This is a genomic window from Asticcacaulis sp. MM231 (genome assembly GCF_964186625.1).
GTDB lineage: Bacteria > Pseudomonadota > Alphaproteobacteria > Caulobacterales > Caulobacteraceae > Asticcacaulis.
The window spans coordinates 81,284-98,319 of record NZ_OZ075110.1 but is presented as its reverse complement, the minus strand read 5'-3'; the positions used below and the strand labels follow the sequence as shown (position 1 = coordinate 98,319).

General features: G+C 52.9%; 12 protein-coding genes and 1 pseudogene. All 13 read left to right on the top strand.

Annotated features, from left to right (window positions below; genetic code table 11):
• Positions 1 to 155: 155 nt before the first annotated feature.
• A pseudogene (locus ABQ278_RS19805) lies at positions 156 to 776 on the top strand (hypothetical protein); the annotation flags it as partial.
• Positions 777 to 2,946: 2,170 nt separating this feature from the next.
• Positions 2,947 to 5,280: a hypothetical protein gene (locus tag ABQ278_RS19800; RefSeq protein WP_349322745.1), complete on the top strand. Its 2,334-nt coding sequence runs from the start codon at positions 2,947 to 2,949 to the stop codon at positions 5,278 to 5,280.
• An 11-nt stretch (positions 5,281 to 5,291) separates the two neighbouring features.
• A complete protein-coding gene (locus ABQ278_RS19795; RefSeq protein ID WP_349322744.1) occupies positions 5,292 to 7,775 on the top strand; it encodes an RHS repeat-associated core domain-containing protein in 2,484 nt (827 codons plus the stop codon).
• Positions 7,776 to 7,796: 21 nt separating this feature from the next.
• Positions 7,797 to 8,330, top strand: a complete 534-nt coding sequence (locus ABQ278_RS19790; protein ID WP_349322743.1) for a hypothetical protein — start codon at positions 7,797 to 7,799, stop codon at positions 8,328 to 8,330.
• A gap of 259 nt (positions 8,331 to 8,589) precedes the next feature.
• Positions 8,590 to 8,835, top strand: coding sequence for a WGR domain-containing protein (locus tag ABQ278_RS19785; RefSeq protein ID WP_349322742.1), 246 nt, complete (start codon positions 8,590 to 8,592; stop codon positions 8,833 to 8,835).
• Between the two features lie 155 nt (positions 8,836 to 8,990).
• Positions 8,991 to 9,170 carry a WGR domain-containing protein gene (locus tag ABQ278_RS19780; protein WP_349322741.1) on the top strand — a complete coding sequence of 60 codons (180 nt, stop codon included), beginning with the start codon at positions 8,991 to 8,993 and terminating at the stop codon, positions 9,168 to 9,170.
• Between the two features lie 245 nt (positions 9,171 to 9,415).
• Complete coding sequence (locus tag ABQ278_RS19775; protein WP_349322740.1) at positions 9,416 to 10,492, top strand: ATP-binding protein; 1,077 nt, start codon at positions 9,416 to 9,418, stop codon at positions 10,490 to 10,492.
• Positions 10,493 to 10,655: 163 nt separating this feature from the next.
• Positions 10,656 to 12,887 (top strand): S8 family peptidase, encoded by a 2,232-nt coding sequence (locus tag ABQ278_RS19770; protein ID WP_349322739.1) that lies wholly within the window; start codon positions 10,656 to 10,658, stop codon positions 12,885 to 12,887.
• Between the two features lie 174 nt (positions 12,888 to 13,061).
• Entirely contained in the window at positions 13,062 to 13,556 is a 495-nt protein-coding gene (locus ABQ278_RS19765) for a PIN domain-containing protein (protein ID WP_349322738.1), read from the top strand.
• A gap of 92 nt (positions 13,557 to 13,648) precedes the next feature.
• A complete protein-coding gene (locus ABQ278_RS19760; protein WP_349322737.1) occupies positions 13,649 to 14,332 on the top strand; it encodes a hypothetical protein in 684 nt (227 codons plus the stop codon).
• Positions 14,329 to 14,931, top strand: coding sequence for an RES family NAD+ phosphorylase (locus ABQ278_RS19755; protein ID WP_349322736.1), 603 nt, complete (start codon positions 14,329 to 14,331; stop codon positions 14,929 to 14,931). The genes ABQ278_RS19760 and ABQ278_RS19755 overlap by 4 nt, the downstream gene beginning before the upstream one ends.
• Before the next feature lie 538 nt (positions 14,932 to 15,469).
• The gene (locus ABQ278_RS19750; RefSeq protein WP_349322735.1) at positions 15,470 to 15,823 is read left to right on the top strand and encodes a hypothetical protein; all 354 of its coding nucleotides are present in this window, start codon (positions 15,470 to 15,472) and stop codon (positions 15,821 to 15,823) included.
• A gap of 353 nt (positions 15,824 to 16,176) precedes the next feature.
• A complete protein-coding gene (locus ABQ278_RS19745) occupies positions 16,177 to 16,899 on the top strand; it encodes a hypothetical protein (RefSeq protein WP_349322734.1) in 723 nt (240 codons plus the stop codon).
• The last annotated feature ends 137 nt before the right edge of the window (positions 16,900 to 17,036 follow it).

Here is a 17,036-nt window from a genome sequence, read left to right as displayed (position 1 = left end):
CTTACGGTCTTTGAAAACTGAAGAAAAACCGCCTCAAGGCGATTTTTAGCCAGCGCGTGAATCGCGACGGCAAAAATGCGCCGTAAGCCACAGAGGCACCAAGGAAAAATCGTTGCCAGTACGATCAGGTGCGTCAGGGGTGACAGTTCTTACAAACTGACCCCGTCGGTGCAGAAGATGACCTGAACCTGTATGCGTATGTCCACGGGGATCCAGTCAACGCAACGGATCCTTCCGGTCTATCTACTTGCGCAAACTCAGATTGTAGTTTGTCGACAATTGACTCTAATGTTGGTCAGAAAGGTACCCCTGGCTTCTCATCCGAGATCCCGGGAAATGGAAGTTACGTGGCACCGGCAAGGGTGACATTTGAAAATGATAATCCGAGAGGAGCGAGCCCAAACCAACCGATATCAACAGAGACGGCAAATATGGTTGAAAGTGCAATCGCAAAGTCTGGCGTTGACTCGGTCAATATTAATAGTTCTACCGGGGGACAGCATTCTCCCGACAGCAATCACGGGAGAGGCAGAGCTGTTGACATAAACCGTGTAAATGGTGAACGGGTAAATAGGTCGAATGAAGGTGCCACTGATCTACAAAATGCACTTTCAAACGAGCCAAATTCGCGTGAGAATTTTGGCCCCAATAGTTCCACAAAAAAGCTGACTTCTGGAGGTGATCCTGTAGATTGGTCTCGACGTCGGGCATCACCAGAGGGAAGAACAATTGAACAGCAACATCAGGACCATATACATGCATCCGGTCAGAGGTAGACAGTCGATCGTGGCAGCCCTATTATTCGTAGGTATAACCACATCCATGAATCCGTCGTATGCAGCGACGCGCAAATGTCCGCTCGCCTTCAAATATAACCCAACTGAAACTTTTTCAGTTAGCGATGTAGCGACATTGTCGGGCGAGGTAAGTTCACTCACCTCTGAGCAGGGTGGCCTGTTTATCCGAAAGTTTGACCCTGAGTTAATAGTAACTAAGAATGGTTGGTCTAGAATTTTGATATTCCACGCCTCGACTGGAGATATTGGAAGTAAGCGCATCGGCGCGGCTCTCTGGATAAGGTCAAATTTTAATATACAGCAGGCGCAATTCCTAGATAACAAGTCTCCTCTTGATGGGGTCACATACGTTATTAACACGACTGCTATACATCCGGAGTGTGAAGACCAGTCAATTTCTATTACACTTTCCTATAAAGGTTCTTTGAGTATAAATGGAAAATCCTTGGGAAATATCCAGCATTGAGTTTTTAGAAAATTATGGGCGCTAGGCGTCTCAATTATCCTCAGTCTGGTCGGGATCTATATACTGCATGATTTCAACTGGTTTAAATCGTTTTATCATTTCAGCCGCTCGCACGAGCCTTACAGGCTGGAAGATATTCTAGCGATCATTGCGATCGTTGCGGTTGGAGCCACCTTCGTTTCCTTACGTTGTTCGCTTCGTATGCGCCCTTCTGGCGTTTTCCAACGAAATGTAGGCCCTGTTGTTCGATGGGTTAAAGCGCCTTCGTGGTAAGGAGAAAAGAAAATCCATGCCAAGGCTAGCGGATGATGTACTGCGGGAAGCGGCCTTCCTGTTTACGATAGTCTGGGTGACAGAGACCTTAGGGCGGATCGCGAACGCCACTACCCCGTCTATGCAGAACTTCGAGGGAGACGACATTCTCTTCCACGATATTCGTTTTCCATTAGCGAGTGGTGTAACCCAGAAGGATGTCGGTGCCCGGCTCAACGATGTGGAAAGAGCTCGGTGTCGAGGCGCTCAGAAAATGAGAGCCGCTCGTTCTTGCTTTGTCCCCTTAGCGCGGTTTTTGACTCCGGCTTACGGCGTCACCCCAATAATGCGCTCTCGATAACGATGCTGTCTCGGCGAAACTCACTTTCTCCGATTATTTTTTCACTTCACGGTTGCGTGTGGCCCTGAATTATGTATACGATATACGCGAATATGGTTCCAGGGGGGGCGAACGGTGAAAGTGTTCAAGACGGCGGGACGGGGCACCTCCAGGCGAGATTTTTTCAGCAAAACGGTGTCGTGGATAGCTGTGGTCGCAACAACTACCGCTGGACGAACGTTGGCAGGGGAAACAAAATATGAATACGATCCGCTCGGACGGGTAACGAAAGTTACCTATCTCGATGGTTCGAGTTCATCTTTTACATATGACAAGGTCGGCAACCGGGTTCAAACTAGTCGAAGCCTAACGGGGGGACCTACGGTCATTCAGGTTTCTTCTTCGGGCGACCTCAGATCTCTGGCCAACGCGGTCGGCTATAGTGGGGCGGCCAACGCAACATTTCAATTTGAGGTGCCGGCCAATGTGACGCTTTCAGGCGCTAGCGGCACTGGACGTGGGCTAGACACCGGTGCGTGGCCCGCCGGCGTAACGCTTACATTGATTGTCTATGGAAATGTCTATGGCGGCGGTGGCGCTGGAGGCAATGGCAACAGCGGATCGGGCGGAAATGGGGGGGATGCTATTTACATACAGGCGCCGATAACAATCACGGTCGCGAGCAGTGGCTCTGTGAAGGGGGGGGGTGGTGGCGGTGCTGGTGGCGCGCCGAAGTCCCAGGGAGCTTCTGGGTTGCGACCCGGTTCCGGCGGCGGGGGCGGGTTTCCAAATGGTGCACCAGGTGGGTATGCTTCGATGAGTGGATATAGCAGCGTAAGCGGAACGGGCGGCAGCACTGCTGGCGGCGGAGCTGGCGGTGTTGGTCAGTGGGGCGCCTATGGGGGGAATGGGGGAAATGCGGGGCTGGCAGGAAGCGCTGGCTACAGTAATTCGAACGTTGGGCAGGCCGGTTATGCCATTCGCAAGAACGGGAACGTAGTCACTGTGATGAACAATGGCACTGTTAGCGGGACGATTGCCTGAGGCAACGGCAAACACGCGGCGCGCACTGCGCGAAGGGGAAAATCCAAATGCGTTTAAGATTTCAGCGGATGTCATGCCTGCCAGTGTTGGCTGTGCTGATGGTTTCTGGTGTTCTGGGGACGGCGTCGTTCTCAATCGCAATAGCACAGAGCCTTGAGAAGCCTAACGGTTTCGTCTCCGTTGACAGCAATGGAGTTGAGTTGGCGACAGGTGGTTTCAACCTCCCAGCACTGGACCTGGCTATAGGCAACAAGGGCAGTGGGTTAGCCTTCCAGCAAACCCTTAAATATGACTCCTATTCAGGCACTGCTGAAGAATTGGAGGATTACTCCAACATGCTGGTCGTCGTTTCCTTCGGCGAACGTTTGTTCAAGTTTTCCCGCGGCACGATTACTTCGACCTATAACACCACAACAGTTCCTGCCGCAAACTATCACGGTGAAGGGCAAATTGTTGGGACGACCGACTCCGCCAATACAAATCCGAGCTACGCCTACGCAGGGATATTCGCGAATATTACTGTTCCCTGCGGTCAACAATTCCCGGCGCCTGAATATCAGGTTGTTAGTGTTCAGGAGCGTACGGAAGGCGGCAAGAAGATATACAATTGTGGCGTTAATAAGCTAGAGCACAACATCACCTACACAATCTTGACGGCGACCGTATCCAGAAACCCATATAGTGCGGGTGTTTACAAACTTATGGACTATAACGGCGGTAACGTCGCCACTTTGCAGGACAATGGGGGGCTTGGAAAGTACAAGCTTATCCTGGCAAGTGGAGAAACGCTCACCTATAACGAGGGAGTGCTGACTAGTCTGAAGCGCATCGATGGTGAAGAAATAACCGTCACATACAATCGTGATGCAAGCAACAACATTGTCAAATATACAAATTGCACATATAGGTATTATAGCTATTCTTATAAAAACAGTAGTGGTCAATATCTTGATCCGCAATGCCGCTTTAGCCCCAGCAAGAAGACAGTTTCGAGCAACCTTGGGTGGGGGTTGAAGTTTCGCACAAATTCAGACGGCACCTTCTATAAGGCTATAGCCTGGAATAGAGCATACGAGTATTGCGAACAGGATGCCAATGACTGCTCCGCTCCACAGACCTCGGCGTACGTTGATGCGAACGGATATCGCTGGGTTAATAAGAACGGAGTCAATGTTCTGGGCTTTAGTTCCAGTCAAGGCTTTGTCACGATTACGAGCCCTCTCGGAAAGATTGTCAATATTGCCAAAACTGTCGTGAATATAGCCGGAACAAACTATGAGACCGGCGTTTACAAGGTTTCGAAGAACGGGGCGCAGTGGGGCTACACCTATAAGAATACTAATGATACTGTCATTAACGGCCCGTACACGGTCGACCTGCTTGCTCCTGATGGCATATCTAAGTCGACTGCTTACTATGGTGCATTTGGCCCCGCTCGTATCGTAGACGAATTGGGACGGGCCACCAACTACATGTATTCGCAGTTGGCCGATAGCGGCTCTCAACTGACCGCAATCGTTCCCCCTGAGGGAAGTACAACTAAAAACAGCAATAATGAGTATCCAGGAGCAACCCAATTCGAGTATGACTCCCGAGGAAACGTTCAAACCATTAAGGTTGTTCCCAAGACAGGCACGGGCGCCGCGCTAACAACAACCTCATCCTTTGCCGCATCTTGTGGCAATCCACTAACTTGCAACAAGCCGGCTTGGGTGCGTGACCCCAAAAACAATCAGACCGACTTCGAGTATGATCCTAACGATGGGCGGTTATTGAGTGAAACAGGGCCTGCGGACGTCAATGGGGTGCGGCCTAAAACCCGCTATTATTATACCCAGCTTCATCCAACGCTGAAAGATGCTGCGGGCACCCCCTATTCCGGAGCCGCTATCTGGCGGGTGACCCGTAAGGAAATCTGCGCAGCGAGCGTAGCAACGTGTGGTGGCGCAGATGATACAGTGGTTGAATATCAATACAACAATAGCAACCTGCTTCTAACAGCGGAAAAACTCCGTGCAGGGGACAGCTCTTTGGCGATTACGACGACGTACGAGTACGATACGTTTGGAAATGTGATCTCTATCGACGGTCCCCGCACAGACATCGACGATAAAAGTATCACGACATACGACGGGTTACGGCGGAAGCTGCTTGAGATTGGACCGGATCCGGACGCTGGCGGGCCTCTGAAGCGCCCGATCTTGAAGCACTTTTATGATTTGGATGGGCTTGAATATCGAACTGAAAACGGAACGTGCCGGGATATCACCTACACGGGAAGCGTACCTTCCGGGTGTACGGAATACGCCTGGACGTCTGCAATGGTAACGACTTTCGACGAAGCGGCGCGGCCCATCCGCACTGACGCAGTCGTACCTTAAGGGGGAGGGCAATGAAAGCGATCAAACTTGCGAGGATGCTGGTCCTGGGTGTTGTCGGTGTTTTGTTTGGCGGCAGTGGGGTTGCCACGCAGACACACGCAGATACCATCGTTGGCGTCACCCAATATAGCTATGACGTGAATGGGCGGCGAGAATGTTCAGCCCTACGAATGAACCCGGTGGTCTTCAATGCTTTGCCATCAAGCGCGTGTGATTTGGGTGGTGCTGGAACATTCGGACAAGACCGTATTACGAAAACGGTTTACGATGCAGCTGGCCAGGTTCGTCAGACCATTCAGGCGTACGGCACAACATCAGCGCGCTATTACTCGACAGTCGCGTATTCGCCGAATGGCCGCGCAACTGATGTGGTCGACGCTAACGGCAATCGCACTCACATGGCGTACGATGAGTTCGACCGTCTTTCCGTACTCAATTATCCGTCGCCTGTGCGCCCGACCGCATTCTCGACATCGTCACCTGACAATGCAGTGGCGACGGCGGGGGCCTACAGTACGACCGATTACGAAACGTTCGGTTATGACAACAACGGCAATCGCACCAGTTGGAAAAGGCGTGACAATCAGACGATCATTTATGGCTTTGATAATCTCAACCGGGAGGTCAGTGCGGATGCGCCTGGGACGGCCAGCGATGTGTTCACCGCGTTCGACATTAGCGGCAGAGTTATTTCCAAGCAGCTCGTAAATTCGACAGGCCCGAAAGTTACCTACACCTACGACGGGTTGAGCCGTATCAAGACGTCAACGGATGTTAATAACCGGACTGTCACCTACGGCTACACTCAGGCGTCAACACGCAGCACACTGCTTTTCCCAGACAACAAGACTGAGTCCTATACATACGACGCTTTGAACCGGCTGACCTATTCTGAAGTCACCGGCAGCGGCGTCTATATCTCTCAAAGCTACGACCTTGCGGGGCGTTTGACCGGGAGAGGGCGGGCGAATGGCACTTCGACGTCCTTGTCTTACGATGGACTAGACCGGTTGACGGGGCTTGGATACACCTTCCCCGACTCCACTAAAAATGTTTCCTGGGCCTTTACCTTCAATCCGGCCTCGCAGCGCACGTCTCTTGTCTCAACTAATACGGATCAATATGAGTTCCGGGAGATATCCGCTTCTTCAGATCCGAGAACATTTGACGGGCTTAATCGCGACTCTACTTTGGCCGCGCTGTCCAATGGTTATGATGCACGCGGCAATCTTACGAATGAGGGGGCCGGAGGACGAACATTCGGATTTGACATTTATAATCGGCTTATTAGTGCCACGAATGGCGGGATATCCGCGCAGCTAACTTACGATCCGGAAGGGCGTCTGGCCGCCTATGCGGTAACAGAAAATGGTCAAACTACCGCAAAGACATTCCTTTACGATGGCACACGGTTGATCGCCGAGTACAATTCGGCTGGCCAGGTCACTAAGCGGTATCTTCATAGCGTCGGTGTGGATGATCCGTGGGCAGAAGCAAGCGGGACCGACGTTAACTCGACAACAGTCAGCTATCTCTATGCCAACTACCAAGGTTCGATATTCGCATCGGCGAATGGCGGCGGTACAGTCACTGAGAGGTACAAATACGGACCATACGGCGAGCCGAAGAACGCCGCTGATCAACTCTCATTCACGGGCGGAAGCCGTTTCCGGTATACCGGCCAAACTGTCCTGCCAGAACTGAGGCTATACTACTACAAAGCGCGCATCTATGATCCGATGTACGGTCGTTTTCTGCAGACAGACCCTGTCGGCACTAAGGACGATCTGAACTTATATGCCTACACCTCTGGAGATCCGATAAACGGAGCGGATCCTACTGGTACAGAATATGCGGCCGCGACCATGCCAGGATGGAAGCCGCCTCCCACTCGCGATCCCATCGGGGATACGATTACTGCCGTAAAGCAATATGTGCACGACCTGAACGATCCAACGCCAACTGGTCGGATGATGTATATCAACCCGACGGCTGCTGGAGTGGCGCCGGTGATGGGTGCGGGCACACTAGTCCCTGAAACGGTGCAGATGCGCACGCTTTACGGAACAGCGATCAATGTTGCGTTGATAGTGGGAACTGATGGCCTCGGAAACGTCATTAAAGAAGGTGCCGCCGGTGCCTATGAGGTATCATCCCCCTTACTTACCCGCTATTTGTCTGGATCGGGTGGTCGATGGGGGAGCAACGCAACACGTACGCTAAATGACGCAATTGCTAGCGATCTGGAATCCCAGGGCTGGAGGATAACCAACGGGGCTGGTCGGGCTAAGGAGGAGTACTTTGCCGCAGCCGGCGCGAAGGGCACCACAAAAGGAGGAACCTATGTTGACATTACGGCGACAAGAAATGGACAATGGCTGCGCGTACAAACGGTCGACCATTTCAGTGGAGTGGTTACGCAACGCGAAGAAGCGGCAGCGGCAAGGATTGCGGAGAAGTTTCCTTTTGACACGCTGCTGATAATAAATAAGTAAGTAAGTGAAAGGCAGTGCGGTATGTCTCAGATTAATTTTTTGGCGACCAAAGAAGATTTGCTACCTGTCCTGTCGTTGGTTGAAGCCGCACTGCCTCTACGTTATACTCTGACTGGTAATTTTGAAGACGATCGGATTGAGGCTTTTACAAGTTCCGCTCAAATCGCAGATATCGGCACGGCGAGCAGCCCGCGAAGTGCGGGCAGCGCAACCTACCTAATTACGCCGGTCTCTCAGGTTGTGAATGTTAGAACCATCGCCGGGGCTGGTGGCAAGACGAGATACCTAGTTGATCAGCTGACTAACGCTGACAGCGGTATCTTGGCACCGGCAGGGAAATGGCAAGAGGCTATAGTTGCGGGCTATTTCTCAACCGTGTCGGACACCGAAATCTCAAAACAACTTATGAAGCTATTTCGATCGGGATTTCGGAAACACTTCAAGAAAGCTGGCGAGTTTTGGGTCGGACCTGAAGCTTATGCTGCAGCTGAGCTGGGGACGCGACTAACACAATCAGCTGACTCGCCATCAAAATTCGACATTAGCATCCAGTAGATAGAGCTGGCTCAGTTCGTTTGGACACGCAGCGGGCCGAGATAAGTGGATGCCGCTGTGTCATTTCTATCCGTGAGAGGCATGTCCTTTCTATCGGTGATGGGGTACAAACCTTTATCGCATAATATATCTTATGGGAAATCGACAGGCCATTTTCCTGAATACTAATTATGCGCGATAAAATCGCGGAGTAATTTTCGTTATGGGAAATCTGCGAAACATGTTACGTTAGGTCATTGGATTCACTAAGGATTTTTCGATGCCAGCGACAGTTTTACGGCGAATTGATCAAACGCGAAATATGGCGCGATTTTATGAGCTCGACATTCAGCCAGGTCTCTTTGGCGATGTCGCGGTAACCAGGCATTGGGGCCGGATCGGCGCCAACGGTCAATCCAAACAGCAATGGTTCGCTGAAGACACCAGCGCGACCGAACTAGCTCGCAGGCTCCTGAGCCAAAAGCTTCGCCGTGGCTATACCTCGCCAGTTCCCTCCCCTATTTAATCTGTTAACCCTTTCGATAGTGGGTGTCTGGACAGGCGTGATGCCTTTTAAAAAACCTCATAACTCATTGAAGTATAACGGTAATTATGGGAAATTTCTTGCCAAATTCGAAAGATATGCTACTGTAACTCCATGGATGCACTGACGTTTTGTTCATGACGGCTATTATTTTGAAACGGGTCGACGAAGCGCGCAATATGGCTCGCTTCTATGAACTCGACGTCCAACTAGGCCTATTTGGCGATATCTCCGTGATACGCCACTGGAGTCTATCGGAACGAATGGCCAGTCTAAAGAGCATTGGTTTTCCACGGGATTTTACGCAGACGAGTTAGTGGCCAAGCTTTTCAAACAAAAAATTAGTCGATGATATCAGTCATCGACAGTACACCCCGCCGTCTGCACGTCATGAGCGCGATCTTTGGGTCAGGAACGTTATAATCCTTGCCTGTGACCCCGAACTGACATTATTTGGCTCGCTTCAAGCGATAAGATGCAAACCAGTTAACTAAAAAATACCATTGGCGTGTAGTCTCAATCACAGCGTAACTCGTTTCACGAATTCTATCAGGCAATTGTAATGGCATCGGCACAGCAACTTATAGGGCTTCTCAAGAGCCATGCTGAAGGAGATGAGGATCGTTTTTTCGACCTCGCCATGCAGCTTGCTGCCGCCGAAGAACAAAAAGGCCATAAGCGTCTCGCCGAGCAACTTCGCAGCTGGGCCGAGGCTGGTCAAAGCCCGCCTGAAAAAGTTCGCGCTGTCCCAACGCCGATTGCCGCACCACGTGGTGATCTCGCGGGTCTCTTGTCTGCCAGTTATCCGACCGCCCGCATCAACGATCTTATCGTTCCTGAGCAACTCGACGACGAGTTGCGCCACGTAGTCGTTGAAACGAGGATGACCGACGCGCTTGAGGCCAAGGGCCTGCGGCCCCGTCGCCGTCTACTGTTGTCAGGTCCGCCAGGCACTGGAAAAACCATGAGCGCATCGGCTCTTGCCGGCGAACTCAAATTCCCATTGTTCACGGTGCAGCTTCATGGCTTGATTACGAAGTTCATGGGCGAAACTGCCCAGAAATTGCGCCTCGTGTTTGATGCAGTTCGCACGACACGCGGGGTCTATTTATTCGACGAGATTGACGCACTTGCAGCTACACGCGGCGGTGACGACGTGGGCGAGGCCCGCCGCATTCTCAATTCGTTTCTTCAATTTCTCGATGAAGACACTGGTCCATCGATAATTGTCGCAACAACCAACCTTCCTGAGATTCTTGATCGTGCGATCTTGCGACGGTTCGACTTGGTCTTGGTATACGAGCTGCCCAGCGAGCCTGCTATTGAAAGAGTGATGCGTCGGCGGTTGAAGGCCTTCGACATTGCCCCCATCAGTTGGGCCGCGGTTACGCACTTGGCTCACGGGCTATCCACAGCAGACGTGATCGCAGCCAGCGAAGACGCGGCACGGCGAGCCGTTCTAAACAGTTCAGAACGAATCGACACAGAATCGATAGCTGCATCATTAAATAGACGGCGATCGTTACAGGGCATAGGGGGCGCTATAAATGCCGAGGGATCGCAAACATCTGATAGTCAACGACATCGGGGAGAGCCGCCCATTCAGCCCAAAGGGCGGCGGGGGCGGAAAGCCACCTAGTGACGTCCTTGATCGGGCTGGACATGCTCAAGCGCTCTTACGAAGTCTTGACGCTCTTCCTGATTTAGCCACAGGCGGTCTTCCCGGCGTTTATCTGAACGTCCAAAGTCGCGCCGGCGAAGACCTAAATACAGCCAGCCTGAACAAGAGCGGCCTCAATCTTTTGACCGTTCGCGCCGCCGATACTCAAGCCGGGCGACCGGAGGAAGCTACGATCTTTGCGACGCCTAAAGGCTTATCGGCACTTCGTCGCAAAATCTCTGAATTTGAAACCGAAGATACACCTGTCACTGACGAGGGTAAGGGGGGAAAGCCAAAGAACGCTGCCCTCGTTCAAAGCATAGGCATAATCGTCGAAGCTAGCCTTCGAAAGTTATGGCGCAGCCCGTCGGCGAAATTCCCCTCACCGACCGTGACGGCGCCTTGGGAAGTTTGGCTCGAAAAGGATCAAGCTGGTGAATTTATCCGGAAGGCTACAGCGATCGGGGTCGTATTCGATACTGAACGCCTGGACTTTCCTGAAGACATCGTGGTCTTGGCTTCTGCCACTCAGGCTTTGCTGGCATCCGCGGTTAAACATTTTGGGGCTGTGAAAGCGCTCGCCTCTCCTTCAAACATGATCGATTTCTTCGATTCTATGCCAGTTGATGAACAAGATGGCTGGCTTGCCGAGTTACAACGCCGCACGACTTATGGGCCACTACCTACCCGAAATTTCGTGACTATTATGGACACGGGCATTTCGCTGGCTCATCCACTGATCGCGCCGGTACTCAATTCGGCCGACCGTCATGCAGCACGGCCCGCTTGGGGGCTAAACGATGTGGATGGGCATGGAACAGAACTCGCGGGCGCTGCTTTGTATGGCGACGTCGCGGCAGCGCTTCAAACCATGGGACCAATTCAGATAAATCACCGGCTAGAATCCGTGAAAATAATCCCAGATCGGGGGAGCAATCCACACCACCTCCTGGGCGCCGTTACTCTTGCGGGTGTAAACGCGGTCGAACTTACGCCGGATCGTTTGCGGACTTTCACCATGGCGACGACGACATCGGACGATACACCACACGACGGCGCCCCGACCTCTTGGTCTAGTACGCTTGATCAGCTCTCCGCGGGTGTGGCAGGCGATGTGAAAATTCAACGCCTAATGTTGGTTTCGGCTGGGAACACAGACCAAGCCTCATTTCGTACGCTTTCTTATCCCGCTGCCTGCGATCACCTGGATAACGAACTGCAATCGCCCGCTCACGCTTGGAACGTGGTCGCAGTCGGCGCGTATACAACCAAAACCGTTATGCCTGCCCAACAGCAAATGGCTACGGTGGCGCCTGCCGGTGACATGTCGCCGTCTTCTCGAACAGCGAGCTGGACTTCGGAATGGCCGATTAAGCCAGACGTCGTCTTTGAAGGGGGTAACTGGGTGCATGGTCACCTGCCCCCACCCTACCCTCATCCCGCCCTTGCCACTCTGACGACATCCCATGAATATCCAACACGTACTTTCACGACGATCGCCGACACGAGCGGCGCCACGGCTTTAGGCGCCAAAGCGATAACCGAACTTTGGACTGATTATCCGGATTTATGGCCGGAAACGATCCGAGCGCTGTTTGTGAACTCCGCGCGCTGGACGCCACAGATGCTGAGCTACTTGCCTGTCAAACCTAAGAAGGGTGACTTCGACCCTCTATTCACTCGATACGGTTTTGGCGTTCCGGATATGGACCGTGCGCGGCGAAGTGCCTCGAATGCATTGAGCCTAATCGTGCAAGACAGAATAACGCCTTACAAGAAGCATGATAAAGCCAATTCTCCTCACGCTCACAACGAGATGAAGCTATTCCAGTTGCCGTGGCCGGCCGAGGCATTGCGTGCCTTAGGCGCAACGCCTGTTACGCTAAGGGTCGCCCTAAGCACGTTTATTGTTCCCAATCCGTCTGAGGCCGCAAGGGGATCGAAATTCGGGTATGCATCGCATAATCTTCGCTTTAAATTGAATGGGCCCGATGAACGCATGACCGAGTTCACCAAAAGAATTAGTAAGGCTGTGGGCGGAGACGAAAAAGCGGCTTCGAAATTCCAGGACATCTGGGATTTCGGACCTAACCGGCGTGACGTTGGTTCTCTCCAAATCGACCAATTGACCTGTCAAGCTTCCGACCTCGCCCGGCGCAATCTTCTTGCCGTTCACCCCGTGACCGGCTGGTGGAAGTCGAAAATGGTCGAACATCCTGAACAGAATAGCGTCCGGTTTGCTCTCGTGGTCGAAATTGATGCGGGTGAGGTAACGACAGATCTTTACACTGAAACCGCCCACAAGGTTTCAGTCCGTATCGCTCAACAAAGCTTAAGTCGCAGGGTGATCACAACTCAAGGCAGCTTATTTTAAGGGCTGAATAGACTGACAAGGCTCCCGTTGAAACCGGGGTCCAAGAACCATTCCACGGAGGTGGCAATAAGTTGGTGAGGACTCCCAATGCACGGTTCCTGAAAGAGTGGAACGCGGACTCCCGGTTCGATCATTCTCGTGCGAATGTCCGTTCTTTGAGAGAGGTACCGTGCATTGAAACTTCATCTGCTCATCGACACCTCGGTCTGGCTCGATATCGTCCAGGACGCGCGGCAGTTTGCCATCCTCGAAATGCTGACGGCGATGATCGAAGCCGAACGCCTTACACTGATCCTGCCGCAGATCGTGGTCGATGAGTTCAATTCGAACCGGGACAGGGTGATCGCCGAAAGTCGAAAAAGCATTAAAAGCCATTTCCGACCGGTGCGGCAGGCCATCGCGCAATTCGGCGCCAAAGAAGACCGCGACGCTCTTATCCAAAAGCTGAACGAGATCGATCACTTGATCGGCTACACCGAGCAGTCCGTTAACGAAGCACTATACACCATCGACGAGACGTTCGGGGACACTGACTGCATTGGCATAACCGATGAAGTCAAGCGCCGCGCCGCCGACCGCGCCATTACAAAATCCGCACCCTTCCATCGGCAACGAAACAGCATGGCCGACGCTATCCTCCTAAAATCCTACGTTGATAAGGCCGCTTGAAGCTGGATGCGCACCTGGTCCGGACATTGCAAACAAACTGGACAATCCGGACAAAATGCACTATATGTCTCTGCACATTTGGAGCTTGACCCATGGCAACCGCCGAAGCAATTACTTTTACGGCTAAGGACGCGCGGCGTGCTGATCGCATCGCCGATGAATTGCAGCCCACTTTAAAGGCAAAACTTGGGCCACAGGCGGCGACATTGACAGCCAACGTTGCCGGCATTGTCGCGGTAATGGTCGAGGAAAACGCCTCGCTTTATGGAAATCTGATTCAGCGCTCACAACCGGATTTGGTCCTAGTCGTCAAGACTCTGCTCAATTCTATGATCCACACGAAACCCGCCGAAATCGCAAAAGGCGAAGGTCTGGGAGAACTTGTATCCGTGAGTGAGGGCAAAGCTAAGCTGCATGCCTATGCAAAGGATATCCCGCTCGAAGTTTGGGCAGGTAAAATGGCTGGGACAACTGAACTCCAAGAGACGTTCGGCATTTCCAGGTCGACGCTCTATGACTGGCAACAGGCAGGACACGTCATCAGCTTCCTGAAGGGCGTCAAAAAACACGTGTTTCCGGTTGCCCAATTTATGGATAGGCGCCCGGTTGCGGGACTGGCCGAGATTACGAAGATCGCCGGTGGCCAGCGAATAGCTTGGCTCTGGCTCATTGAGCCCTGCCCTGAACTGAAGGGCAAGAAGCCCTTGGATGTCCTGAAGACAGACGAAAGCGTGAAGGTTATAGAAGCGGCTAGGACCATTTTCGAGTCGCAATGATAACGCTGAACAACAAGATCCTCGACGCCTTTACTGTTGACGCCACTCTCGTTGGATATGTCCGCAGTCTCAAAAGAGACCACTCTGGTACTCCACTTGGGATGGGGTACGGTCTGACGCGGTTTGCGAGCCCATCAAAAGCTTTCCAGTTGATCTATCTTGCTGCCGATCCAAAAACGTCAGTCGCGGAAGCTATCGTCCGCGACCGTTTTCAACACAAGGCAAAGCGAGAAATGGCGGAAGAGGAGTTCGACCTTTGGTCAATGTGCGAGATTACGCGCAGTGCCAAGTTCAAGCTCCTCGATCTTAGGGCTGATGCCCCCACGCTTCTCAATATTCCAACGGACGCCGTCAACGGTCGCAATCACAAAGCCGGGCGAGCATTCAGCGAACGTCTCTATAGCCAGACATCATTGGACGGCATCCTTTATCCCTCCAGATTCACCAAGAAGGATTGCGTTGCGTTATACGACAAAGCGATCACCGGACGCATCACTGCATCTGCTTCTATCGATCTGCCACGTCTGCGAAAGCTTACAGACTATATGGACGAGCTGAAAATAGAAGTGATCCGAATGCCAGGTCCTAGCCTGGTATAAATCACGACGTCTCGTTTGGTAGGAAGCGCAGTGATTGGTCCGCTTGCAGCGCTGCCACCTTAAATTGCAGGCTATTGCTCCGAAGCCAATATAGCGGCCATGGAAAATCGGAAAATAGATGCCTTTATTGCAACCGGACGCCAAAAGCGTGAGGTTGTCTCCGAAACTGCCGAAAACGCATGTCTCGGGACGGAGGATCGCCCGGTCGCAGTCGTACCGCACCTGAACGGCGCCAGGCTGAACGGCGTGGCACTCGCCGGATGATCCGCCGCCAATCCCGGCCCCGGACGAACGGCCCGCGCAGCGGTCCCGGCTATGCGAGTACACCCCAGGCGGCCGAGATCGAGGCAGGCACATCGAAAGCCGCCAGCCGGACCAAGACCCGTACCGGCCGGAGCAATCCCCCCTTGCCAGGCGGCGACGATCCGCAGGGGCTGGTGGCCTTGATGGAGCGCTATCTTGAGGCCCTGCAGACGCGCAACTATGCCGCCGGGACCATCGAGTCGCGTAAGAACGCCCTCTATGCCTTCATCCAGTGGTGCCGGCACGCGATGGCGGTCGGGACATTGTCGCCTGCGACATACTGGTCGATGACGTTCATTGGTACAATATCGAGGTCAAGCACTGGCGCGCCCGAAACGTCGGCTCCACGCAGGCGTCCGCATGCCTGGAGACGGCAATTCGCGAGGGTCGAAAGGGCGCATTGCTCATCTCAACAGGCGGCGTAGGTCCCGCCGCCATGTCGGTCAGGTCCGAAGCCCACAGGGACTATCTTCGCTTCGGCGAAGAGCAGAAGGTCGTCCTGACCTGCAAGCACTATGTCGCCAACGCGGCAGGCCTGTGGCGGCCCATTCGCGATTTCCGGACCTTCTTGCTCGACCAGACGGTCTGACCTTGGTACTTGTTGGGGATCGAGCCCGAAGGCGTGCATCGCAGAAGACGAGCCTGACAGATAATTTTCGAAAGATCCGGGTGCTCGAAGCAATTGATGTCGATGACAATCCGCTTCATTTCATTGCGCGCCTTCTGCCGCAACGCAGGTTAATATGCTTCGTTTTCAGGAGCCAACTAACGGAATGCTTCAAACTTCCCAGAAGTACCTATTATATACGTCCTTAGGACGTATATAATAGGTACTTTATAGAAGTCAAGCCGATTGCTCGTTTGGACAGCGCTTCTTGACTTCTCCCGTGATCCGATTTATAAGCGTCCTTAGGACGCTTATAAATCGGATCACCAATAACTATGGCCCAGCGACTGCCGACGCCCTTCTCGGACAAGCTAACTCACGCCGGCAAGCATCTTGTCGAGTTGCTTCATGTCCATAACCGGCCGGTGCTTTCGATATTCGAATTTCATCGACTGGTCTGGCGTCTGTACACCGAGCCGACAGACAAGAAACTTTATCTTCGCAGCCACACACCGGCCCAAGCAGACACATTCCGGCTGCGAGACAGCCTGAAGGACAACGGCAAGATCGCGTCGGATCCGGATTACGGACCATCGGTTCTGCGGATTCTGAGCGTTCCGGACCTGCCCGCTGAGGACATTGCCTCCTTGGTCGATGAATTTTGTTATGTGTCCCATCTCTCTGCCATGCAGCGATGGGGGCTTACGGATCGCCATCCTGAAAGCCTGATAATGTCACGTCCCGACAGGTCGACGCTCAAAGAAAAATTGCACCTACGTGAAAGCGCCTTAACCGAAGCTGCGGAAGAAAACCCGTTCGCGATGAAGATAATCAACCACCCGCATGAGGTGCGTGGTCGGCCTCTCACAATGTATGAGTTCGAAGACGTCGGGCGCGTACGTGAAGGACCGAAGCAGCGAGGTTCGCGTTGCCACCATCGGACAGACCTTCCTGGACATGGTGCAGAAACCCGACCTTTGCGGGGGCATGACCCACGTTCTCGACGTCTGGCAGCAACATGCGCGTACCTATCTAAACGAGATAATCGAGGCTGTTGATACGGCGCGGACCGATATCGCGAAGGTCCGGGCAGGCTATATCCTTGAAGAGCGTATGCGGTTGGTCCATAATCAGGTGGAAAAATGGAAGGCCTTGAGTAGCGGGGAAGTTCAAGGAAGCTTGATCCGGACCGTGA